Source organism: Paraburkholderia unamae, assembly GCF_003096875.1.
Lineage (GTDB): Bacteria > Pseudomonadota > Gammaproteobacteria > Burkholderiales > Burkholderiaceae > Paraburkholderia > Paraburkholderia unamae.
In genome coordinates this window covers 193,249-216,703 of record NZ_QEOB01000016.1, presented here as the reverse complement: position 1 = coordinate 216,703, position 23,455 = coordinate 193,249, and the positions used below count along the sequence as shown (strand labels likewise).

18 protein-coding genes and 1 pseudogene are annotated in these 23,455 nt (G+C 66.0%); 6 read left to right on the top strand and 13 right to left on the bottom strand.

Annotated features, from left to right (window positions below):
- Window positions 1-35 precede the first annotated feature (35 nt).
- From C7402_RS30460 to C7402_RS30440, 5 genes are all read left to right on the top strand, one after another.
- Window positions 36-1,073, top strand: coding sequence for an ABC transporter substrate-binding protein (locus C7402_RS30460; protein WP_116613274.1), 1,038 nt, complete (start codon window positions 36-38; stop codon window positions 1,071-1,073).
- Window positions 1,074-1,171: 98 nt separating this feature from the next.
- Entirely contained in the window at window positions 1,172-2,137 is a 966-nt protein-coding gene (locus C7402_RS30455; protein ID WP_116613273.1) for an ABC transporter permease, read from the top strand.
- Window positions 2,138-2,213: 76 nt separating this feature from the next.
- Window positions 2,214-3,038: a quaternary amine ABC transporter ATP-binding protein gene (locus tag C7402_RS30450; protein ID WP_116613272.1), complete on the top strand. Its 825-nt coding sequence runs from the start codon at window positions 2,214-2,216 to the stop codon at window positions 3,036-3,038.
- Window positions 3,039-3,047: 9 nt separating this feature from the next.
- A complete protein-coding gene (locus C7402_RS30445) occupies window positions 3,048-4,214 on the top strand; it encodes an MFS transporter (RefSeq protein WP_116613271.1) in 1,167 nt (388 codons plus the stop codon).
- Between the two features lie 90 nt (window positions 4,215-4,304).
- Window positions 4,305-5,183: a LysR substrate-binding domain-containing protein gene (locus C7402_RS30440; protein WP_116613270.1), complete on the top strand. Its 879-nt coding sequence runs from the start codon at window positions 4,305-4,307 to the stop codon at window positions 5,181-5,183.
- On the opposite strand, the gene C7402_RS30435 is transcribed toward C7402_RS30440, so the two are convergent.
- The 4 genes from C7402_RS30435 to aldA form a co-directional block, all read right to left on the bottom strand.
- The gene (locus C7402_RS30435; RefSeq protein WP_116613269.1) at window positions 5,156-6,832 is read right to left on the bottom strand and encodes a GMC family oxidoreductase; all 1,677 of its coding nucleotides are present in this window, start codon (window positions 6,830-6,832) and stop codon (window positions 5,156-5,158) included. The genes C7402_RS30440 and C7402_RS30435 overlap by 28 nt on opposite strands.
- Before the next feature lie 42 nt (window positions 6,833-6,874).
- Window positions 6,875-8,092, bottom strand: a complete 1,218-nt coding sequence (locus C7402_RS30430) for a mandelate racemase/muconate lactonizing enzyme family protein (protein ID WP_116613268.1) — start codon at window positions 8,090-8,092, stop codon at window positions 6,875-6,877.
- A 33-nt stretch (window positions 8,093-8,125) separates the two neighbouring features.
- Window positions 8,126-9,433 (bottom strand): MFS transporter, encoded by a 1,308-nt coding sequence (locus tag C7402_RS30425; RefSeq protein ID WP_244314975.1) that lies wholly within the window; start codon window positions 9,431-9,433, stop codon window positions 8,126-8,128.
- Window positions 9,434-9,548: 115 nt separating this feature from the next.
- Window positions 9,549-10,970 carry an aldehyde dehydrogenase gene (aldA, locus tag C7402_RS30420; protein WP_116613267.1) on the bottom strand — a complete coding sequence of 474 codons (1,422 nt, stop codon included), beginning with the start codon at window positions 10,968-10,970 and terminating at the stop codon, window positions 9,549-9,551.
- A 329-nt stretch (window positions 10,971-11,299) separates the two neighbouring features.
- On the opposite strand from aldA, the gene C7402_RS30415 reads away from it, so the two are divergent.
- The gene (locus C7402_RS30415; RefSeq protein ID WP_116613266.1) at window positions 11,300-12,028 is read left to right on the top strand and encodes a DeoR family transcriptional regulator; all 729 of its coding nucleotides are present in this window, start codon (window positions 11,300-11,302) and stop codon (window positions 12,026-12,028) included.
- A gap of 48 nt (window positions 12,029-12,076) precedes the next feature.
- On the opposite strand, the gene C7402_RS30410 is transcribed toward C7402_RS30415, so the two are convergent.
- The 9 genes and pseudogenes from C7402_RS30410 to C7402_RS47830 all read right to left on the bottom strand — a co-directional run bounded on the left by C7402_RS30410 (window position 12,077) and on the right by C7402_RS47830 (window position 23,247).
- Window positions 12,077-13,120, bottom strand: coding sequence for an ABC transporter permease (locus tag C7402_RS30410; protein WP_116613265.1), 1,044 nt, complete (start codon window positions 13,118-13,120; stop codon window positions 12,077-12,079).
- Window positions 13,121-13,157: 37 nt separating this feature from the next.
- A complete protein-coding gene (locus tag C7402_RS30405; protein ID WP_116613264.1) occupies window positions 13,158-14,678 on the bottom strand; it encodes a sugar ABC transporter ATP-binding protein in 1,521 nt (506 codons plus the stop codon).
- Window positions 14,679-14,749: 71 nt separating this feature from the next.
- The gene (locus C7402_RS30400) at window positions 14,750-15,763 is read right to left on the bottom strand and encodes an autoinducer 2 ABC transporter substrate-binding protein (RefSeq protein WP_112173590.1); all 1,014 of its coding nucleotides are present in this window, start codon (window positions 15,761-15,763) and stop codon (window positions 14,750-14,752) included.
- Between the two features lie 133 nt (window positions 15,764-15,896).
- Window positions 15,897-16,946 (bottom strand): ABC transporter permease, encoded by a 1,050-nt coding sequence (locus tag C7402_RS30395; protein WP_112173589.1) that lies wholly within the window; start codon window positions 16,944-16,946, stop codon window positions 15,897-15,899.
- A 75-nt stretch (window positions 16,947-17,021) separates the two neighbouring features.
- A complete protein-coding gene (locus tag C7402_RS30390) occupies window positions 17,022-17,963 on the bottom strand; it encodes a ribokinase (protein WP_116613263.1) in 942 nt (313 codons plus the stop codon).
- On the bottom strand, window positions 17,960-18,439 hold the full coding sequence (locus C7402_RS30385) for an RbsD/FucU family protein (RefSeq protein WP_116613262.1): 480 nt from the start codon (window positions 18,437-18,439) through the stop codon (window positions 17,960-17,962). Before C7402_RS30385 ends, C7402_RS30390 begins: the two co-directional genes overlap by 4 nt.
- A gap of 97 nt (window positions 18,440-18,536) precedes the next feature.
- Window positions 18,537-20,918 (bottom strand): aldehyde dehydrogenase family protein, encoded by a 2,382-nt coding sequence (locus tag C7402_RS30380; RefSeq protein WP_116613261.1) that lies wholly within the window; start codon window positions 20,916-20,918, stop codon window positions 18,537-18,539.
- Between the two features lie 13 nt (window positions 20,919-20,931).
- Window positions 20,932-21,936 carry a deoxyribose-phosphate aldolase gene (deoC, locus tag C7402_RS30375; protein ID WP_116613260.1) on the bottom strand — a complete coding sequence of 335 codons (1,005 nt, stop codon included), beginning with the start codon at window positions 21,934-21,936 and terminating at the stop codon, window positions 20,932-20,934.
- A gap of 135 nt (window positions 21,937-22,071) precedes the next feature.
- Window positions 22,072-23,247 (bottom strand): annotated as a pseudogene (locus C7402_RS47830) (GNAT family N-acetyltransferase).
- Window positions 23,248-23,455: the final 208 nt, after the last annotated feature.

Here is a 23,455-nt window from a genome sequence, read left to right as displayed (position 1 = left end):
AGCGCGGTCCGCGCATCAACAAGACTGGAGACGACATGAGACGTATCACGCTGCCCGGCGTGCGCATTGCCGCCGCCCTCGCGCTCACCTGCGCGGCCACGAGCAGCTTCGCCGCCACCGGCTGGTGCGAGGCGGGCAAGACCGTGAAGCTCGCGCAAATCACCTGGGAAAGCGGCGCGCTGATGACCGAAATGGTCCGCACGGTGCTGGAGAAGGGCTACGGCTGCAAGACCGAGATCGTGCCCGGCGCCACGGCCGCCACCGAAACGGCGCTCACGAAAAACGACCTCCAGGTGTGGGCCGAACACTGGACGGGCCGCAGCCCGATCGTCGCGCGCGGTTTGCAGGACGGCAGCGTGAAACTGGTGGGCGAACTGATTCCGGGCGGTGACAAGGAAGGCTGGTACGTGCCCGACTACGTGATCAACGGCGACGCGAAGCGCGGCATCAAGCCCCTCGCGCCGCAACTGCGCTCCATCGCGCAACTGCCGCAGTACAAGGCGCTTTTCACCGACGACGAAGAACCGGGCAAGGGCCGCTTCTACAACTGCCCGGCGGGGTGGGACTGCGAGCGCTTCAACAATCGCCTGCTCACCGCCTACAAGCTCGGCGACGACTACACGAACTTCCGCCCCGGCACCGGCGGCGCGCTCGACGCGGCCATCGCCTCGGCCTACGAGCGCGGCAAGCCCATCCTCTTCTACTACTGGCAGCCCGCCGGGCTGATGGCGAAGTACCGCTTCGTGCAACTGGAGAGCGCGCCCTACTCGGACGCCTGCTGGAACACCATCGCCGAGCCGAAGGGCGAACCGTGCGCCTCCGCGTTCAAGGTCTCGCATCTGAAGGTCGCGGTTTCCACGCCGTTTTACGACGCCGCGCCCGACGCCGTCGCGTTCTTCAGCAAGGTCAGCCTGCCGCTCGCGCTCGACGAACAACTGGTGCAGCAGATGCACGACAAGAAGCTCGACGCCGCACGGGTCGCGCGCGCCTTCTTCGAGCAGCACCCGGAAATCTGGAAGCAATGGGTCACGCCGGACGTCGCGGCGCGCGTGCAGGCAGGCCTGCGCAGCTAAGGGACGCAATCAAGGGACGCAATCAAGCGCCGCAGTTAAGCCGCAAATAAGCGAAACCGCCGCTCGCATCACACGACACACGCAGAATGAGGCTCATCATGGGATCTCCCTTCCTTCACCTTTCCATTGCCGACTGGGTCAACGATCAGGTGACCGCCTTCGTGCAGCGCTACGGCGACGCCTTCCACAACTTCAGCGTGCTGCTGCTGCGCGACGTGCTGGTGCCACTCGAAGCCCTGCTGCGCGCGACGCCGCCCGTCGTCGTGCTGGCCGCCGTGGGCCTGCTCGGCTGGCATGCCTCGCGGCGCATCGGCGTGGCGCTGATGTTCGTCGTGCTGCTCTGGCTGATCGGCTGCTTCGGGCTGTGGGACAAGCTCATGCAGACCTTCGCGCTGATGGTGGTGGCCACGCTCATTTCCGTCATGCTCGGCGTGCCGCTGGGCATCCTCGCGGCGTCGAGCAGCAAGCTGCGCCGCGTCTTGCTGCCGGTGCTCGACGTCATGCAAACGCTGCCGAGCTTCGTGTACCTCATTCCGGTGCTCATGCTGTTCGGTCTCGGCAAGGTGCCCGCCATTCTCGCCACCGTGGTCTATGCGCTGCCGCCGCTCATTCGCCTGACCGACCTCGGCATTCGCCATGTGGACGGGGAAATCGTCGAAGCCGCACGCGCATTCGGCACCACGCGCATGCAGTTGCTCTTTGGCGTGCAGTTGCCGCTGGCGCGCCCGAGCATCATGGCCGGCATCAACCAGACCACGATGATGGCGCTTTCCATGGTCGTGATCGCTTCGATGATCGGCTCGCGGGGCCTGGGCGAGGACGTGCTCGCGGGCATCCAGACACTCGACGTGGGCAAGGGCACCCAGGCGGGCATCGCCATCGTGATTCTCGCGATCGTGATCGACCGCATCAGCCAGGGCTACGGCCAGGGCCGGCGCACGCGCGGTCTGGCACGCAAGCCGAAGCAGCCTTCGCGCGTGCCGTTTCGCCGCGCGCGCGACCAGGCGGGCGACGGCGCTGAAGCGGCCAAGGCCAACGAACTGACGAGCCAGCCGGCCAAGTAACGAACGCGAAGACAAAAGCACCGGCACAATAACAAGCTGGGCCGGCGCTTCCTGAACAAGGAATGAGGTAACGATCATGAGCGGCATCGAAGTGAAGAACGTCTACAAGATCTTCGGCGCGCGCGACGCGAGCCAGCGCGCGCTGGCGTTGCTGCGCGGCGGCGCGGGCAAGGCCGAAGTTCTCGAAAAAACGCGCTGCAACGTGGGCCTGAACGACGTGAGCCTCTCCATCGGCTCGGGCCAGATCTTCGTGATCATGGGTCTCTCGGGCTCGGGCAAGTCCACGCTCGTGCGCCACTTCAACCGGCTCATCGAGCCGACCGTGGGCGAGATCCTCATCGACGGCAAGGACGTCATCAAGCTCTCCGACAACGGCCTGCGCGATTTGCGACGTTACGGCGTGGGCATGGTGTTCCAGAGCTTCGGACTCCTGCCTCATCAAACGGTGCTCAACAACGCCGCGTATGCACTCGTCACGCGCGGCGAGAGCAAGGCCGCCGCGCATGCGAGCGCGCGCGAATGGCTCGGCAAGGTCGGGCTCGCGGGTTACGCCGACCACTATCCCGACGAGCTTTCGGGCGGCATGCGCCAGCGCGTGGGCCTGGCCCGCGCGCTCGCCGCGAACACCGACGTGCTGCTGATGGACGAAGCGTTCTCGGCGCTCGATCCGCTCATCCGCGCGGAAATGCAGGACCAGTTGCTCGAACTCCAGGCCACGCTCAAAAAGACGATCGTGTTCATCACGCACGATCTCGACGAGGCTTTGCGCATCGGCAACCAGATCGCGATCCTGCGCGACGGGCGGCTGATCCAGTGCGGCACGCCCGACGACATCCTGCACCGCCCCGCCGACGACTACGTGCGGCGCTTCGTCGAGCGCCGCGCCGGGACCGCGCACTAAGCGCCGCACATGCGGGCGCTCATCGGCCTGCTGGGCGGCTACACGGTCCTCGTTTGCGGGAACAGCCTGCTCACGACGCTGATCTCGCTGCGCATGCTCCACGACGAGCGCACCGCGCTCGACGTGGGCCTCGTGCAATCGTGCTACTACGTGGGCTTTATCGTCGGCGCGCTCGGGCTTGGGCCGATGGTCGGGCGCATCGGCCCGCAGCGCGCCTTCATCGGCTTCGGCGCGCTCGCGGCGCTCGCCGCACTCGGCTATCTCTCGTTCGATTCGCCTGACGTCTGGGCCGTCCTGCGCCTCATTACCGGCTTCAGCATGGTCGGGGTGTTCACCTCGATCGAGAGCGGCGTGAATGGCGCCGTGCCCAACGAGCGGCGCGGGCGCGCGTTTGCCTTCTATCTCGTGCTGACCTATCTCGGCGTGAGCGCTGGGCAATTCCTGCTGGGCCTCGGCACGCCCGGCGGCATGTTCGAGCACGCGCTGGTGAACGGGTTGTTCGTGGCCGCGCTCATACCCGTGGCGTTGATCGGCGAATGGCAATCGGTCGATGCCGCGCCGCTGGCCGCCAAGGCGCGGCCTTCCGCGCTCGCCACGCCCAAGCGCCCCACGCTCCTGCTCGACGGCCTGCGCGAACTGCATCGCGTCGCGCCGCGCAGCGTGCCCGCCTGCATCGCCGCGGGCCTGCTCTCCAGCGCGTTCTATGCGCTCACGCCGGTGTATCTCGCACGCATCGGCTACCCCGCCAGCGATATCTCGCACGCCATGGGCGTCGTGCTGATCGGCGCACTGCTTTCGCAATGGCCCGTGGGGCGGCTCTCCGACCGCCTCGGGCGGCGCGCCACGCTCGGCGTGGTCGCGATCGTCTCCGCGTGCGCGGCAGCGGCGCTGGTCGTCGTGCGCGCGCCGGTCCTCGTCGACACGCTGCTCTTCGTCTATGTCGCGCTCACGTTCACGCTCTACGGCGTGATCGTGTCCGACGTGAACGATCGCGTCGATCAGGCGCGGCGTGTCCAGACGAGCGCGACGCTGCTGCTGGTTTTCTCGCTGGGCGGCGCGGCCGGCCCCACCCTCGCGTCGCTCTTCATGCGTCTGCTCGGCGCAGGCGGCCTGTACGTGTTCGCGCTCACCGTCGCGCTCGGGCTGGCCGCGCTCTCACGCGCCCGGAGCGCCTGAATGGCCCCGCGTGCCGCTATACTCCCTCGTTTGCATGAGGCGCCATTTCGAGATGGCATCACCCGCAAGGAGAGGATCGTGAAGCGAAAGATGCCGGCGCTGAACGCCCTGAAGGCGTTCGAAGCGGCAGGCACGAGCGGCAGCTTCACGCGCGCCGCAGAACAGTTGAACGTGACGCAGAGCGCGGTGAGCCGCCAGGTGCGCCAACTCGAAGAACAGCTCGGCGAAACGCTGCTGGAGCGCCATCACCACCGCCTCGAACTGACCGAAGCGGGCCGCGCGCTGCTGCGCACGCTCCAGCAATCGTTCGACCGCATCGAGCTCACGGTGCGCACGATCCAGCAAAAGAGCGACCTCAACCGCCTGCGCGTGAACGCACCACCCACCTTCGCGAGCCGCTGGCTCGTGCCGCGCCTCACGCGCCTGCACGCGCGCCATCCCGAGCTCGAACTGAGCCTCACCACGCAGCTCCAGGACAGTCTCGCCGATTCGACGGCGCTCGACTGCGCGATCCGCTTTGGCGACGGCGAATGGGAGGGCCTGGACAGCTCGCTGCTGATGCACGAATCGCATATCGCGGTGTGCGCGCCCGCGCTGCTCGCGCAAGGACCGGTCGACCTCACGCAGCAGACCTTGCTGCATGTGCTCGCGGGCGACAACCAGCGCTATCTCACGTGGCGGCACTGGCTCGACGCCGCGCGCATCGAGGACGTGGATACCTCGGGCGGCTACGAATTCGATCTGCTCGACCACGCGATTCGCGCGGCGATTGAAGGACTGGGCGCGACGATGGCCGACCGCCACATGATCGAGCGCGAACTGGCGCAGGGCCAGCTCGCGCCCGTGCGCGACGTGCACGTGGACGGCCGCCAGTCATACTGGTTCGTGGTGCGGCCCGAGCAGAAGGCTTCGAAGCCGCTGCGGCTTTTCCGGCAGTGGCTTCAGGACGAAATCGCCGCCGCGCGCTGATGGCTCGACGCGATGGCCTGGGCCACAAGGGTCCGGTCGGCGTCTTCCAGAATCATTTCCGCCCCTTTTTCCGCGACCATCATCGTCGGCGCGTTCGTGTTGCCCGACGTGACATTCGGAAAGATTGAAGCGTCGACCACGCGCAGGCCGTCGATGCCGTGCACGCGCAGGCGTGCATCCACCACTGCCGTGCGCGGGTCGGGGCCCATCGCGCAGGTGCCGCACAGGTGATAGATCGAGCCGCTTTGCTCGCGGAAGAACTTGAGCATGCTCGCGTCGTCCGTCACTTCGCCGGCAGGCGTGACCTCGGCTTCGGTGATCTCCTGCAACGCGCGCGCCGTCATCAGCTTGCGCACGAGGCGGCTGCCCGCAATCGCTGCGTCGCGGTCCTTTTGCGTCGACAGATAGTTGCCGCGAATCTTCGGTGCGTCCTCCACGTTCGCCGAGGCGATCTCCACCGAGCCCCGGCTCGTGGGGCGGCACGGATTGAAGCAGACGAGAAAGCCCGAATACGGCTCCGGCGTGAGTTGCGCGCGATCTGACTTAGGAATCCGATACGAAAGCGGATTGAAGTACACCTGCATGTTCGGGTGAGGCTCGTGCGCGCTCGTGCGGAAGAATCCACCCGACTGGTTCACGCTCATCGAGAACGGCCCCTTGCGCTGGAACACATACTGAAGCCCGAACTTGAGTTTGCCCATCCAGCTGCCGAACGCGTCGTTCAGCGTCTTTACGCGTGAGCGATAGTAGAAGCTCACGCACAGATGGTCCTGCATGTTCTGCCCCACCGCCGGCAACTCGTGCACCATGTCGATACCGTGCTTCGCAAGCAACGCGCGCGGACCCACGCCGGAAAGCTGCAACAGCTTGGGCGAATCGACCGCCCCCGCCGCCACAATCACTTCGCGGTTCGCATGAAACGTGCGCTTCACGCCTTGCTGAACGATCTCCACGCCAATGGCGCGTTGACGGCTCGCGTCGAACAGCACGCGCGTGGCGCGCGCGTGATGCTCGATCGTGAGATTCGAGCGATGCCCCGCGCGGTGCAAATAGGCCACGCTGCTCGAATCGCGCTTGCCGTGGCGCGTATTGACGTCGTAGATGCCCACGCCTTCGAGACGCGCGCCGTTGAAGTCGTCGTTACGCTCGTAGCCAAGCTGGGCGCAGCCTTCAATGAAGGTGCGGCAGACCGGATGCGCGCCGTCCTTCATCGGCGTGATGCGCACCGGGCCGCTCGCACCATGCCACGGCGTGTCGCCGAGCGGATGCGATTCGAGCTTGCGGAAATACGGCAACACTTCCTGGTACGACCAGCCCGGATTACCCGCCGCCGCCCAGTCGTCATAGTCGCGCGCCGCGCCGCGCACATAGATCATCGCGTTGATCGCGCCCGAGCCGCCCTGCACCTTGCCGCGCGGCGCATAGATCTGCCGCCCCGCGAGTTCCGGCTCCGGCTCGCTGTAATACATCCAGTTGTACTGCTTGTTGTAGTACAGCTTGGCGAAGCCGATGGGGATCTTGAACCAGAACGAGTCGTCGGGTCCGCCCGCTTCGAGCAGCAGCACCGAATGGCGCCCGGAGGCCGATAGCCGCTCCGCCAGAATGCAGCCCGCCGACCCCGCGCCAACGATGATGTAGTCATAGCTCATAGACATGCTCCCGCAGTCGAGTCCGTTCATTGCTTGTGCTCATCAACCGCGCGCGGGCGACGTGTCGCGCACATCGGCCGGCCGGCTGGCCATCTGTAGATGCAGACGCTTGCCCGTGTAAGGCGAATGCGCACGCACGACGTCCATGTCGAGTTCGACACCCAGGCCCGGCGCCTTCGACGGAATGATGTAACCGTCCTCCCACTGAATGGGGTGCTTGAGCACCTGCGCGTGAAAACCGTCCCACGTGCCGATGCTTTCCTGAATCAGGAAGTTCGGCGTGCAGGCCGCAAGCTGGATGCTCGCGGCCGCGCCCACCGGCCCGTTGTAGAGATGCGGCGCGATCTGCGCGTAGTGCACTTCGGCCAGCGCCGCGATCTTTTTCGCTTCGAGCAGGCCGCCTACGCGCGCGACGTTCATCTGGAGAATCGAAGCGCCACCTGCCTGCAACAGCTTGTGGAATTCGTATTTGGTGGTGAGGCGCTCGCCGGTCGCAACCGGAATCGACGTGTGCTTCGCGACATTGGCGATGGCCTCTTCCTGGCCAGGCGGCACGGGTTCTTCGAACCACAACGGGTCGTATTTTTCGAGCCGCTTCGCAAGACGAATGGCCGAAGACGGCACCATCTGGCCATGCGTGCCGAACAGGAGGTCGGCCTTGTTGCCCACGGCCTCGCGCACCTTGCGGCAGAACGTTTCGCAGCGCCCGAGCACCTCCAGCGAAAGCTGATGGCCCGAATACGCCGTGTACGGCCCCGCCGGGTCGAACTTGACTGCCGTGAAGCCGCGCTTCACGTTCTCCGCCGCGCATTCGGCGGCGAGATCGGGGTCGTCGTAGTCGTATTCGCCTTGCGCGTTCTTCGGATAAAGATAGGTGTACGAACGCAGCCGCTCGTTTACCATGCCGCCCAGCAACTCGTACACCGGCTTGCCGGCCGCCTTGCCGATGATGTCCCAGCACGCCATTTCCAGGCCGCTCACAATGCCCATCATCGTGAGGTCGGGGCGCTGCGTGAAGCCGCTCGAATACGCCTCGCGGAACAAGCGCTCCACATGGTGCGGATCGTGGTTGAGCAGATAGCGCGAGAACACGTCTTCGATCGCGGGCGCCATCACGTCGGGGTGGAACGTGGCGGCGTAGATTTCGCCCACGCCCTCGATCCCGCAATCGGTTTTCAGGGTGACGAAGATCCAGTACATGCCGCCCAGGTGCGGAGGCGGCACGGCAACGACGTGCGTTTCTATTGCGACGACTTTCATGGTTCGAACGGTTTCAGGCAGAGTGGGAATGGGTCATGCGCTTGAGCACGAGCGCGGCAACACCGCCGAGCGCGCCATGGCGGCCACATAGGCGAAATAGAGCTGATAGCCGAGCATGCCTGCGTAGTGCTCGGTGATATAGCCGTTCACGAGCGGCAGGAAAATGTCCGACGAGTAGCCGATAAGCGAGACGAGGCCGATCGCAAGTCCCGTGATGCGCATGGGAACGGCGCAGTAATCGAGCAGCGTCCAGTACAGGCCGCGAATCGCGTAGGTCATGAGGCCGATGAACAGCACCACCGCGCCCAGCAGCGCCATGTTGCGCAGCGCGGGCAGCAGAATCAGGCCGATCAGACCCGCGACGGCCAGGAACAGCGCCCAGATCAGCACGCGCAGGTTCGAGAAGCGGTCGCCAAGGAAGCCGCCGCCAATGCCGCCGATGGGGCGCATCCAGAGCTTCGCCGTGGTCACCATGCCCGCGGCCACGACGCTCATATGCATTTCGCCCTGCTGGAGATACGCGGAGAAGCTATAAGTGGCCCAGAACATCTGATAGCCGCAGAACACCACTGCCGCCATGAGCCAGAGCTGCGGAATCGCAGCGAGCGTGGCCAGATCGCGCCAGAGCGAGCCGCCCGTGCCCGCTTCGGCGGTCTGGCTTTGCGCTTGCGAAGGCGCGGGGTCTTTGAAGAAACTCATCAGCGCGCCGAGTGCGATGCACGTGAACGAATACAGATAGATCACGTGACGCAGTCCTGCCGCTTCGCCGCGGCCCGATCCGGTGGCGGCCGCGAACAGCGCCAGCGCGACCGTTGCGAGCAAGGCCTCGACCAGGCCGCGCCCGCCATCGAGCAAACCGAAGAAGCGGCCTTGCTCATTTGGCGCCGCGATCATGCGCACGCGCTTGAGCACCGAGGCCCAGAATGTGAGGCCCGTGGTGAGGCCCCAGCAACAGAAGATCACGAGCAGCGAGTGGAACGCGGGCGCGGTGGAATACCACAGGCCCAGCGCGCCCGTTCCGATCAACGAGAAGCAGATCAACAGGCGCGGCGCGAGTCGATCGGCTAGCCAGCCGCTCGGCAGGTACGAGAGAAAGAAGACGATGCCGAGCACCGAATAGAGGTAGCCCAGTTGCGCGTTGTCGATGTGCAGGACATCGAGCATCGTGGTCTGATACACCTGCCGCAAATACAGCAGCGGATAGATGCCGCCCGCGGCCAGCACGAGCAGCAGCAATTGCATGTAGCGCTGCATCGCGCCGGAAGCAGCGGGCGTGAGCGATGAGGTTTCGACGCGCGGCAACCCGGCCGGCGCATCAGGCTTGGCGATGGACTTCTGCAAGACTGTCTCCTGACGCCCGCGCGCGGACCCAAAGCCGACGCGAGGCGCGTTTTCTTCATTTTTGGCGCTCGTTGTGGCGAGCACCGCCTCAACAATTAATCAGTATCGCGAATGATCAGAACGGCATGACCACGAGACGCGTTTGCGTGAATTCGAGCATGCCGTGCTTGCCGTCGTCGCCACCGAGACCCGATCGCTTCCAGCCGGCGTGATAGCCCTGGTATGGGTCGGCGGGCGTGCGGTTCACATAGAGTTCGCCCGCCTCGATCTCGTTGGCGACGCGCATCGTCGTGCGGTAGCGCTCCGTATAAAGCACCGACGACAGACCGAACTGGTGATCGTTGGCCATGCGCAGCGCGTCGTCGAGCGTCTCGTACGCGAGCACGGGCAGCACCGGGCCGAAGATCTCTTCCTGCACGATCTCCATGTCCTGGCGGCAATGCGTGAGCAAGGTGGCCGGATAAAAGTGGCCTTTGCCTTCGGGCAGGTAGCCGCCCGTTTCGAGCTTCGCGCCTTCGGCCAGTGCGCGCTCGACCATCGCGTGAATCGCCGTGCGGGCGCTCGCGCTCACGAGCGGGCCCATGCGCGTTTCGTCTTCGGCGCGGTCGCCAAAGCGCACCGCGCTCATCTTCTCGCGCAGCAGCGCGACGAAGCGGTCATGCACCGAGGTGTGCACATACACGCGCTCGATCGCCGTGCAAAGCTGGCCGCAATGCGTGGTCTTCGAGCGCACGATGGCCGTGGCGGCCGCTTCGAGATCGGCGTCGTCCTCGATGATCGCGGGCGTCTTGCCGCCCAGTTCCAGCGAGGGCTTTGCGATGTTTTCCTTGCAGTAGTCGAGCACCTTGCGGCCCGCCGCCACGCTGCCCGTGAGCGTGATCATGCCCACGCCCGGATGCGTGCAGAGCGCCGCCGCCGTCTCGTGGTCCATGGCGAGCACGTTGAAGACGCCCGCGGGAAGTCCCGCTTCCTGCGCGGCTTGCGCCACCTCGAACGCCGAGCAGGGCGTGTGGTTGCTCGGGCGCACGACCACGGCGTTGCCCGTGATGAGCGCGGGCGCGACCTTGCGCAGCAGCGTGTAGACGGGAAAGTTGAACGGGATCAGGCACGCGGCCACGCCAATCGGCTCGCGCATGAGAATGAGGTTTTCGTTCTCGCTGTCGCTCGGAATGACTTCGCCTTCAATGCGCCGCGCCCATTGCGCGTGGTAGCGCAGGATTTCGGCGGCGTACTGCGCTTCGGCGGTGGCGTCTGCCACGCTCTTGCCCGACTCGGCGGCAAGCGCCGCGCCGATGCGCGGCGCGCGCGCTTCGATGACGTCCGCGAAACGGTTGAGGATCGCGCCGCGCGCGGCGGCGGGCAGCTTGCGCCACGCGCGTTGTGCGGCTTGTGCCGCCTCGACGGCATGCATGACGTCGGCAACGCTTGCGGCACTGACCTGGCCGATCGCGTCGCCGGTTGCGGGATTGTGGACGGCAATATGCGGCCCTTGCGCGCCGACGAACTGCCCGTTGATGAAATTGAGGTCTGATCGCATGAATTGCCGCCCGTTCGGCGTGGCCGCCGCTACTGGAGAAAGGGCAGTATCTGTGCGGCATCAGGACGCGACAAACGATTAATTGTCGAGCGGAGCATGCGAAAAACGCATGCTCGGAAAAGGCCACGCGCAACTCGACCGCATGATCATGAGGTGCGGAATTTCATGCGTCGGCGCTGTGCCGAAGCGACGAAAATGCAAGCCACGAAAGTCGCAAAACATGACGCTCCCCCACCTTGCTTGTTATAATTCGATCACGCAGACGAAACAAATCTAACGCCCGGCAAGCGCGCAATCGTACCCATGCGGCGTGCCGGACAACCCACACCATGGCCAAAACCGACCGGCTGCGCGCCCTTGCCGACGCGCTCGCAAAACACAACGTCATGCATCTGCGCGATGCGGCCAGCGTGCTTGGCGTCTCCGAAATGACGGTGCGGCGCGATATCGCCGCGACGCCCGAACGCTTCACGTATCTGGGCGGCTATATCGTGAGCGCGCAGGACGTGCCGAACACGGCCGGTTACTCGCTCGAACACGAAAAGGACCATTTCGCGCAGGCCAAGGCGCAGGCCTCCGCGCACGCGGCGCGGCTCATCGCACAAAACGACACGGTGTTCATCGACTGCGGCACGACGCTCGCGGCGCTCGCGCGCCTGATCCCTTCGCAGTTGCAGATCACCGCCGTGTGTTATTCACTCAACGTGGCCGAGATTCTGCGGCGCATGCCCAACGTGCGCATGATTTTGCTGGGCGGCGCGTACGTGCCCTCATCGGACTCGTTTTCGGGCGAGGAAAGTCTCGAAACGCTGCGCCGCATGGGCATCAACAAGGCGTTCATTTCAGCGGGCGGCGTGGATACCCAGCGCGGCGTAACGTGCTGGAACTTTCACGAAGTCGCGCTCAAGCAGGCCGCCATGGCCAGCGCCGTGGAAAGCCATCTCGTTGTGGACGCAAGCAAGTTCGGCGTTGTGAAGGCGTGGCGCTTTTCGCAGGTGGATGACTTCCACTCCATCATCAGCGAGAAAGGCCAGACGCTGCGCGGGCAAGGCGCATAAGGTCAACCGGCGCGAAGGCCGGTCGCGCCAACGAACACACGCGCGTTCTCAGCCGCGCCGGCGCAGCGCGAACAGCGTGCCCGCCACCAGAATGAACGCGCCGACAATCACCTTCTGCCAGGTGCTCGGCACACCCACGAGTATCAGCACGTTGTTGATGAGCGTGACGAGCGCCACGCCCAGCAGCGTGCCCACCACGGTACCGCTGCCGCCCGTGATGCGCGCGCCGCCCAGGATCACCGCCGCGATTACGTCGAGTTCCGAACCCACGAGGTCGAACGGATTGGCGAGCCGGTTGTTCGACACGTGCAGTATGCCCGCCACGCCCGCCAGAAACCCCGTATAACCGAACACGAAAAGCCGGATCGCGCGCAGGTTGAAACCGAGCCGCTCCGCAATCGCGGTGCTGCCGCCCATGGCGTACACGCCGCGCCCCATCATCGTGCGGTTCAGCAGCCACCACGTAAGAAGCGCGCCCGCCACGAGCGCAAGCGCCGAGACCGGCAACACCGCGTTGAGCCCGTCGGCTGTCTTGTAGGCGATCAGCGGAATGCGGCCGAAATGATCCATGCTGTGCGGGATGTTCATGAAGAACGTCGTGCCGATGAACGTCAGCAGCAGGCCGCGATAGAGGTATTGCGTGCCGATCGTGACGATCAGCGAAGGCGCCTGGAGCCGGTGCACGAGCAGGCCGTTGATCACGCCCAGCAAGACGCCGCCCAAGGCGCCCGTGAGCAGGATGAGCGCGAACGGCGCATCGGGCCACCAGGCGAACACGGCCTTCGTGATCGCATACATGGTGAGCGCGCCGATGGCCGTAAACGACACGTCGATGCCGCCCGACGCCAGCACGACGAGCGTGCCGAGCGCGAACAACGAGGTGGTCGTGGCCGAGTGCAGCAGGTCGAACAGCGTGGCCCACTGGAGGAAACGCGGGTTGATCGAGGCGACGATCACGCAGGTGATCACGATCAGCGTAGCCGTGAACCACTCGGGATTGCGCGCGAGTTTCGCGCGCCAGTTCAGCGCAACACGCTGACGCGCGACTTCGACGGTATTGGACGACGTGCTCATTGTCTGATTCATGCTCATGCGGGGTCCGGCAAACGTTACGCGGAATACGCGGATTTCATGCAGCCTCGGCAAGCAGCGCGCGATACAACTGCGCCTCGGTCAGCCCTTCGGCGCGGTGCTCCTCGGCGAGATGCCCTTTGCGCATCATCAGCACGCGGTCGCAGTTCTGGAGCAGTTCGGGCAGATCGTCGCTCACGAGCAGAATGCCGATGCCGCGCTGCGAGAGCCGCTGCATGATGCGATAGATGATGTCTTTCGAGCCGACGTCCACGCCCACGGTCGGCCCGTGCAGGATCAGCACGTGCGGGTCGATGGCGAGCCAACGGCCGATCAGCACGCGCTGCTGGTTGCCGCCCGAAAGCGACTGCACCGCTTTGTCCACGTTGGGCGTCGCGATCTGCAACTCCTTGACCGTCTCTTCGGCCAGCGCGCGCGCACGCGTGCGGTCGATCTGGCCGAAGCGGTCGCGCAGGCCCGCGATCATCGCCGTGATGACGTTGTCGCGAATCGGCTTGTCGAGAAAGAGCCCTTCGTTGAGGCGGTCTTCCGGCACATAGCCGATGCGCTCGCGGCGCGCGTCGCCGGGCGTGGCCAGCTTGATCGCGCGGCCCTCCAGCACGATCTCGCCCTGGTCCGCGGGCGCGACGCCCGCGAGCGCGCGCGCCAGTTCGTTGCGGCCGGAGTCGAGCAGACCCGTCACGCCGAGGATCTCGCCGCGATGGAGCGCGAACGACACGTCCTCGAACACCCCGGCGCGGCCGAGTCCGCGCACGTCGAGCAACACTTGCGCGTCGGGCAATGCATTGCGGTAGCGTTCGACGGAAAGCTCGCGCCCCGTCATCAGTTCGCTCAACTGCGCCTTGGTGTAGTCGGTGATCGGGCCTTGCGTGACTTTCTGGCCGTCGCGCAGCACGATCACCTCACCGCCTATTGCATAGCATTCGTCGAGCTTGTGGCTCACGAACAGCACGGTCACGCCCTGCGCGCGCAACTGGCCGAGCACGGCGATGAGGTTGGTCACTTCCTTTTGCGTGAGCGACGTGGTGGGCTCGTCCATGATGACGAACTTCGCCTCGCTCGCAATCGCGCGCGCGATCGCCACGAGCTGGCGCGTGGCGAGCGGCAGTTGCTCGATCAGCGTGGACTGGAACTCGGCGTCGCCGGGCAGGCCGACGGCCTTGAGCGCGCGCGCGGCCGTTTGCGCCAGTTCGCGGCGGTCGAACGTGCGCGCAAGGCGCCCGCCGTGCTCGGCCAGTTCCGCCGTAAGGCCCACGTTCTCCGCCACGCTCATGTTCGGCAGCAGCGAAAGATCCTGATAGACGGTCTCGATGCCCGCCGCCAGCGATTCGAGCGGCGAGAGCCGCACGTGGCGCGCGCCGTCGATCACGAGTTCGCCTTCGTCGGGCGGCTGCGCACCCGAAATGATCTTGATGAGTGTGCTCTTGCCGCAGCCGTTTTCGCCGAGCAGGTGATAGATCTGCCCGCGCTCGAACGTGAGCGTCACGCCGCGCAGGGCGTGCACGCCGGTAAAGCGCTTGTGCACGCCGAGCACCTGCAATAGCGGTTCTGATGCCATGTCGTCTCTTCGTGACGTTGCGATGAAGCGCGCGCCGGTTCGAAACCGTTGCGCGCGCCACGTTCTCCCGATCAGAAGTTGTATTGCTTGTAGTTCGACTTGTCCACGCTCACCCAGCCCTGGCCGCGCACGATCACGCCCTTGCCGGGGCCCTTCGATACCGTGACTTTCTCGTAGCCGGGCAGACCGAGATTCGCGCCGTCCTCCACCGTCTTGCCGTCGATCAGCATCTTCGCGATCTTGTTCATCGCGAGGCCCGCGAGCTTCGGATCCCAGAACGCAATGCCGTTGATCGCGCCGCTTTCGAGGTACTTGCCGGCTTCTGTCGGCAGGCCGGTGCCGTACACGCAGATCTTGCCCTGCAAGCCCGCTTCCTCGACCGCGCGGCCAATGCCGATCACGTCGAGCGAGGACGAGCCCTGGAAGCCCTTGATGTCCGGGTGCTTGCGCAGCACTTCCTTGGCCACTTCATAGGCGCGCTCGCCGTCGTTGTTGGTTTCGAGGTTCGTCTCGACCAGTTGCATCTTCGGGAACTTCTTTTTCGCGTTGTCGATGCCGCCGTTGGCCCATTGCACCTGCGAGCGGCTGCCGAGCGAGCCGACCATGGTCGCCCACTTGCCGTCGTCGTGCATGCACGAGGCGAGGCGGTCGTTGAGCGCCGCGCCATAGGCCGAGTTGTCGAACGCCTCGACGTCGACCATGGTGTTCTTCTCGTTGTCGGCCTCGTGGGTGACGACCTTGATGCCGCGATCCATCGCCTTCTTGAGCGCCGGTTCGAGCGTGGGCGGGTCATAGGGCACGACGGCAATCGCGCTCACTTTTTTCGCGATCAGGTCGTCGATGATCTTCAGTTGCTGCGCGGCGTCGGCGCGGCCCGGGCCGGTCTGGTAGACCGCGACGTTCGGGTTGTCCTTGCCGAACTGCTTGACGCCTTCGTCCATGCGATTGAACCAGCTGATGCCGGTCACTTTCACCACGGTCACGATCGTCGGGTTTTCCGCCGCGTAGGCCACCGCCGCCACGGCCGCCATGCCGGCCGCGAGTGCGCAAGCCGTGAGCGCCACGCTGAGTCGCTTGATCTTCATGTTCGATGTCTCCGTTTTTTATGTATCGATCCGCGCTTTGCGCCTGTGCGCTCGCCGCGGTCCCAAATCGCCCCGAAATGGATCGCGGCGCGCCTCCGAGGCTCGAGGCGCGCCCGCTACTCGAACCAGCCGGTCAGCCGGGCGCCGGCCCTTTGCCGCCCTTCTGCGCCGGGGACTGCGCCCCGGCGAGACCGAAAATCGCGCGCACCCGCTCGCCGCCCGCGAAGGCGAGCGAGGCCAGCAGCAGGAAGCCCCAGGCGCAGTCGCCGAAAAACTGCGAGACGCCCATGAGATTGAAAAGACTGGAAAGGAATTGCAGCACCGTGGCCGCGAAAAACACGCAGATGATGCGGCCATAGCCGCCCGCCGGATTCACGCCCCCCATCACGGCGATGAGAATCGCGATCAACAGATACGAGTTGCCGTAATCCCATTTCGCGCTGAGCGTGTGCGAAACGCTCACAAGCCCCGCGAGCGAGGCGAGCACGCCGCACATCGCATAGGTGGTGATGAGCATGCGCGCGCGCGGAATGCCCGCATAGAAGGCGGCGCGCTGGTTCGTGCCCATCAGGTAGAGGCGCAGTCCGAACGGCGTGCGCCGCAGGAGCCAGCCCAGCAGCACGACCACGGCGACGAACAGCAGGAATGAGATCGGCACCTGGAAGAACGTGCCGTTGCTGATGTCGGCGAGCGGTTCGACATAGTCCACGTGCACCGAAGCCCCGTTGCTCAACGCCACCGCGAAGCCGGTGAAAAGCAGTTGCGTGCCGAGCGTGCACAGAATGGGCGTGAGCCCGAGCCGCGCGATCACCACGCCGTTGAGCAAGCCGCCGATCAGCCCCATGCCCACCACGATCACGCAAAAGAGCGCGGTGTAGAGCACCGGCGAGTCGTCGCCGCTCACGAGACGCGGCACCACGAGCGCGGCGATCATGCCGGAGAGGTTCGCAAGCCCGACGCCCGAGAGGTCGATGCCGCCGTTGCCCGAGAGCATGGAGAGCATGATGCCCAGCGCGAGCAGCGCGACTTCGGGCAGTTGCGCGCCCATCGATTGCAGATTGTCGATGCCGACGAACTGGCCGCGCGAGACCCACACGGCGACCAGCACGACAAGCAGGTTCACGGCCAGCAGGAAGTTCAACTGCCGGTCGCCGAACCAACTGGCCAGGAGAGCAGACTTCATGGACCTCGTCCTTTGCAATGAGTTTGCAGCGGGTCTTGCCGCTATTGCGTTGCTATTGCGTTGCTATTGCGTTGCTCAATGCGCCGCGGCGCTTGCCGAGCGCGCGAGCATCGCGTCGACTTCCTCACGGCGCGGCATGGAAGGCGCGGTGCCGGGCCGCGTCACGGAAATGCCCGCCAGCGCGCAGCCAAAGCGCGTGGCCGTGAGTGGATCGTCGCCGCGCGCCAGCGCCGCCGCGAAGCCGCCCGTGAAGCCGTCGCCCGCGCCCGCCGTTTCCACCACCGGTCCGCAATGGAACGCGGGCAGCAAGACCGATGCGTCGCGCGTATGGAGCAGCGCGCCGGCTTCGCCGAGCGTCACGATCACCGCGCCCGCGCCCTTGGCGAGCAGCACGTCCGCGGCGCGGCGCGCGTCGTCGGCGTTGCGGATCTCGACGCCCGTGAGCGCCGTCGCCTCGGTTTCATTGGGCGTGACGTAGTCGCACAGCGCAAAGATGTCATCGGGCAGCGACATCGCGGGCGCCGGATTGAACACGGTCAGCACGCCGTGCCGCCGCGCGATTTCGAGGCCGCGCCGCGCGGCGCCGAGCGGTTGCTCCAGTTGCGTGACGAAGACCTGGGAGGCCGCAATATCCGCTTCGATCGCATCGGCGTCGCCGGGCTCCATCGTGCCTGCCGCGCCCGCCGCCACGATGATCGCGTTCATGCCGGTCGTGTCGTCCACGAAGATGTGGGCCGCGCCCGTGGCCATGCCCTCCACGGCCCGCGCGCGCGCCGTGATGCCTTCGGCGGCCCACGTGGCGTGCGCGATGTCACCGAACGCGTCCTTGCCCACGCGCGTGCAGAACACCACCTGCGCGCCCGCGCGCGCGGCGGCCACGGCCTGGTTCGAGCCCTTGCCGCCCGGCCCCATTGCGAACGCCGAGCCCGCGAGCGTCTCGCCGATCATCGGCATGCGGCTCGCGCGAAACGCGAGATCCGTCACGTAGATGCCGAGAATGACGACGCGCCCGCTCATTGGCCGGACTCCTTCGCGCGCGGCGCGTCGGGTGCGAGCAGCACGCCCTTGGTGAACACGAAGCAGCCGTAGCCGCGCGCCTCGCCCGTGGCAATCACGCAGTACGCCTTGCGCGCGCGCGCATAGAAGGCATGACGCTCGATGGGCGCGAACGGCACGGCGCGGCCTTCGGCGGCGTCGACCTCGGCTTGCGCCTCGCGCTGCACGGTCGGGATCGTAGCGGGCTCGCCCACCACTTCCATGCGCATGGCCGGCGCTTCGACAAAGGTGTCGAGCGGCAGCACGGAGAGGATCGCGCGCACGGCGCGTGGCGCGTCGGCGCCGTCGATGCGCAGCAGCTTGCCCAGCACCGTTGCGCGCGCAACGGAATCGGCGGGAAAGTTGGCGTCGCAAACCACGAGTTCGTCGCCGTGACCCATGGCGCGCAGCGCTTGCAGGACATCGGCGTTCAGAAGCGGGTCAAGATTCTTCAGCATTGTTGTCTCCTGTCGATCAGAGTCAGCGCTTTAGCGTTTGCTCTGGTCCCATGCAAAGCGCCGTTTGGGTCGGCGTGGCGCGTTCTTTTCGCAGCGCTCAGTCGCCGTACGGTATCCAGATGTTCTTCACCTGCACAGCCTGGCGCAGGAACGGCAATCCTGCGCTCGTCCGGTCGAACCAGTCAACCTCGCGGCCGTGATCGACGAAGGTCCGCTTGAGGTTGCCAACCGACTCGCGCTCCGCGAGGGCCGAATCGCCTGCGGCGCCGAAGCACCAGAGCGCGTCCACGTCGTCGTGCTTCGCGAGCGCCGGCAGCAACGCGGCGCGCTCCCCAGTGAGGATGTTCAGCGCGCCCGCGGGCACGTCGGACGTTTCCACGACCTGGTAAAAGTCCGTGGCCGCAAGCGGGCTCGCCTCGCTCGCGAGCGCGACCACGCGATTGCCCATCGCGAGCGCGGGCGCGATCAACGAAACGAAGGCGAGCAGCGGCGCTTCGTCGGGGCAGGCCACGCCCACCACGCCCAGCGCCTCATGCATGGCGAGCGCCACGCCGCGCAACGGCGGCGTGTGCACCGCGCCGTCAAACTTGTCGGCCCATGCCGCATAGCTGAACAGGCGGTCGATGGCCGCTTCCACCTCGCGCTCGGCTGCGCGTGCGTCATGGCCCGCGCGCCGGGTGAGCTGGCGCGCGAATTCCTCCGCGCGCGCGCTCAGGTTTTCCGCGAGGTAGTAAAGCACCTGGGCTCGGCCGTGCGCGCTCATTTGCGTCCACTTGTGCGCGCCGCGCGCGGCGGCGACGGCGTCGCGCACGTCCTTGCGGCTGCCCGCGCCCACTTCGCCCACCCATTCGCCGCCCGGCGCATGGACCGCGTGCGAATAGCCGCTGTCAGGGCGTACCTGCTTGCCGCCGATAAAAAGCTTCGCAGTGCGATCGAGCCCTGCGTTCGTCGCCGCAACGTCATGGGCTACCGCGCGCGTTTCGCGCGACACGCGAAGCGGCAGCTTGCTCCATGCAGCGGGCTTCAGATATTCGTATACGCCTTCCTTGCCGCCTTCGCGGCCGAAGCCCGATTCGCGGTAGCCGCCAAAGCCCACACTCGCGTCGAAGAGGTTCGTCGCGTTGATCCATACCACGCCGCATTGCAGGCGCGGCGCGATATCGAGCGCGCGGCCGATGGTCTCGCTCCACACGCTGGCGGCCAGGCCATAGCGCGAATTGTTCGCGAGCGCCACGGCCTCCTCGGGCGTGCGAAAGCTCATGGCTGCGAGCACGGGCCCGAAGATTTCCTCCTGCGCGAGCGTCGAGGCCGGACCGACGCCGGTGACGAGCGTGGGCGGGTAGAAGCAGCCGCCGGCAGGCAATTCGACTTCGTGCGGCTGCCACACGGTGCAGCCTTCGCGCCGCCCGGCCTCCACCAGCGTTTCAATGCGTTCGAGTTGCACCGGATCGACGATCGCGCCAATGTCTATGCCCTTGTCGAGCGAAGGCCCCACGCGCAGCGTCGCCATGCGGCGCTTGAGCTTCGCGATGAAGCGCGCCTCGACGCCTTCCTGCACGAGCAGACGCGAACCAGCACAGCACACCTGGCCCTGGTTGAACCAGATCGCGTCCACCACGCCTTCCACCGCGCCGTCCAGGTCCGCGTCGTCGAAGACGATGAACGGCGACTTGCCGCCCAGCTCCAGCGTGAGCGACTTGCCCGTGCCCGCCGTGGCGGTGCGGATAAGGCGGCCCACTTCGGTCGAACCGGTGAAAGCGATCTTGTCGACGCCGGGGTGCTCGACGAGCGCCGCGCCCGTTTCGCCGTCGCCCGTCACCACGTTGAGCACGCCCTTGGGCAGTCCGGCGCGATGCGCGAGTTCGGCGAACAGCAGCGCAGTGAGCGGCGTATATTCGGCGGGCTTGAGCACCACGCAGTTGCCGAGAGCGATGGCGGGCGCCACCTTCCACGCGAGCATGAGCAGCGGGAAATTCCACGGCACGATCTGGCCGATCACGCCCAGCGGCGACCAGCCAGTCAGTTCGGCATCCTGAAGTTGCGCCCAGCCCGCGTGATGCAAGAAATGACGCGCGACCAGCGGCACGTCGATATCGCGCGCTTCGCGTATGGGCTTGCCGTTGTCGATCGCTTCGAGCACCGCGAACAGGCGGCTATGCCGCTGCACCATGCGCGAGAGCGCGTAGAGATGCCGCGCGCGCGCGGCGCCGCCCATGGCGTGCCATTCGGGCTGCGCCGCGCGCGCCGCCGCCACTGCGGCGGCCACGTCGGCTGCATCGCCCTGCGCTACGGAGGCGAGCGCTTCACCCGTTGCCGGCGCGCGCACGTCGAAGCACGCGCCGCCGTCGCGCTGAAACCACGCACCGTCGATGAAATGCCCGAAGCGGCCGGCGTGCTGCGCAAGCCACGCGCGCACAGGCTGGTCGTCCTCGGGGGCGGGACCGTAATCCATGGTTCGAAAGTACTCGGCTACGCTCATCGGTCTGGTCTGCTCAGGCTGCGGGGTGGCGGTGGAAGGCCGAATAACGGCCGCTCACGTGGTGTTCGAGCTGGCGTTCGATGTCGGCGAGCAGGCTCGACGCGCCAAAGCGGAACAGCTCGGGTTCGAGCCACGGCCGCCCCAGTTCTTCTTTCATGAGGATCTGATACGCAAGCGCGGTCTTGGCGCTCGACACGCCGCCCGCGGGCTTGAACCCCACCATCGCGCCGGTGCGCTCGCGGTACTCGCGGATCATGCGCACCATCACGAGCGAGACGTCGAGCGTTGCGTTGGTCCCTTCCTTGCCTGTGGAAGTCTTGATGAAGTCCGCGCCCGCCATCATGCAAACCATCGACGCCCTGGCGATGTTCGAAAGCACGCGAATGTCGCCCGTGGCGAGAATCGCCTTCAGATGCGCCTCGCCGCAGGCCGCGCGAAACTCGCGCACTTCGTCATAGAGCGCGCGCCAGTTGCCCGTGAGCACGTGCTCGCGCGTCACGACGATATCGATTTCCTGCGCGCCGTCCGCAACCGACGCCTCGATCTCCTTGAGCTTGAGCGCATGCGGATTGAGGCCCGCGGGAAAGCCCGTGGAAACGGCCGCGACCGGAATGCCGCTGCCCGCCAGCGCTTGCACGGCGGCGGCGACGAAACGGTGGTAGACGCACACGGCGCCGGTCGTGATGGCGTTGGGCGCGAAGCCGAGCGCCGCGAGCAGGTCGGCGCGCACGGGGTGGCGCGCCTTCATGCACAGGCGCTGCACGCGGCCTTCGGTGTCGTCTCCGTTGAGCGTGGTGAGGTCGATGCAGGTGATGGCCTTCAGCAGCCAGGCAGCCTGCGCGTCTTTCTTGACGGCTCGGCGCGTGCCGAGCGTGGCCGTGCGCCGCTCGACGGCCGACTGGTTGACGCGCAGCGCGTCGAGCCAGGCCGCGTCGAACGCCACACCGGCATTGCGCGCGGTGTGCGCGGCAGGCGCGCCGCGCAACACGACAAGCGAGTTCGTTGAAGCTTCTGACATAGGCTGGGAGGCGAATTTGTGCAATGCACATCAAACCGTGATGGTTTATTCGCACCCATCCTATACCTGTGAAATGATCGTGACAATACTAGTTACGATCCTATCTACGGGGGTTTCGGGTTAACACCGAACCCCTTATTCCGATCCGGTTGCCAGGCGATAGCGCACGAAATCGTCGGCGGCGACGAACTCGTCGTAGAGCTTGCGCGCGGGATTGTTCTCGCGCGTGTGCCAGTAAAGGCGCGACCAGCCGCGCGAGCGCGCCAGTGCAATGAGGTCTTCGATCAGCCGCCGCCCTACGCCCTGACCGCGGCAAGCCGGATCGACGTAGAGGTCTTCCAGATAGCAAAGCGGCGCGACAACCCACGTGCCTTCGTGAAGCACGCACAGGCTGAAGCCCGCCACGCGCCCCTCGACCTCGGCGATGCGCCCGAACAGCGGAACTGTCGCGTCGAGCATGCGCTGCCAGGTGCGCTCGCTGATATGCGGCGCGACGTCGGCTTCGTAGAACGCGTTGTAGCCGGCCCAGAGCCGGAACCATGCGTCGCGGTCGGCGGGCGCGACGTCGCGGATAACCATTGCGTCAGACATTCAGGATGCCGATGCTTCCCTGAGGCTCGCGAGCGACGCGCGTTGCTTGCCGTCGGCGTCGAAGTTTTCGGGCGAGAGCCACGTTTCGAACGCCTGCTTCACGAGCGGCCAGTCCTTGTCGATGACGGCGAACCAGGCCGTGTCGCGATTGCGCCCCTTGTACACGATCGCCTGGCGGAAGATGCCTTCGAACTGGAAGCCGAGGCGCAGCGCCGTCTTGCGCGAGGGCGCATTGAGGCTGTCGCACTTCCATTCGTAGCGGCGAAATCCCAGTTCGTCGAATACATAGCGCATCAGCAGATACTGGGCTTCGGTTGAAATCGGCGTTTGCTTCAGGCGCGGCGAAAACGTCACGCTGCCCACTTCGATCACGCCGTGCACGGGTTCGATGCGCATGAGCGCGAACGTGCCCACGGCCCGGCCGCTCGCGCGGTCGATCACGGCATAGTGAAACGGGTCACCGGACGCCGCGGCCTTGGCCAGGTATTCGCGAAACGCGGCGAAATCGGCGAACGGCTCGGCGAACAGGTAGGTCCAGTCGCGCCCGTCCGGCGCTTCGCAATAGGCCTCGTAAAGATCGGCGGCGTGGCGTTCGAGATCGATCGGCTCGATGCGGCAGAACTGGCCCTCGATCGTCACGCGCGCGGGCCGCTCGCGCGGCTGCCAGGCGGTGACGGGTTCGCCGACAGGCTGCTGGTATTCGTTCAATCGTGTTGCCATGCGTGACACTCTCCTCGTGCGCGGCGCGGGCGCCACATAGTGGGTCATAGCGGGCCATCGCGCTCCATAACGGGGTCAAGTTACCGCAGTCGTGGTCCCTTGCAAAGATCCACGAGCGGCGGTCCCGGTGGAACCACGCGTAAATTCGAATTCGTCCGATATCCCCGTTCGCGTGCGCCGCCTATCCTGACTCCTGTCTCGTCATTCA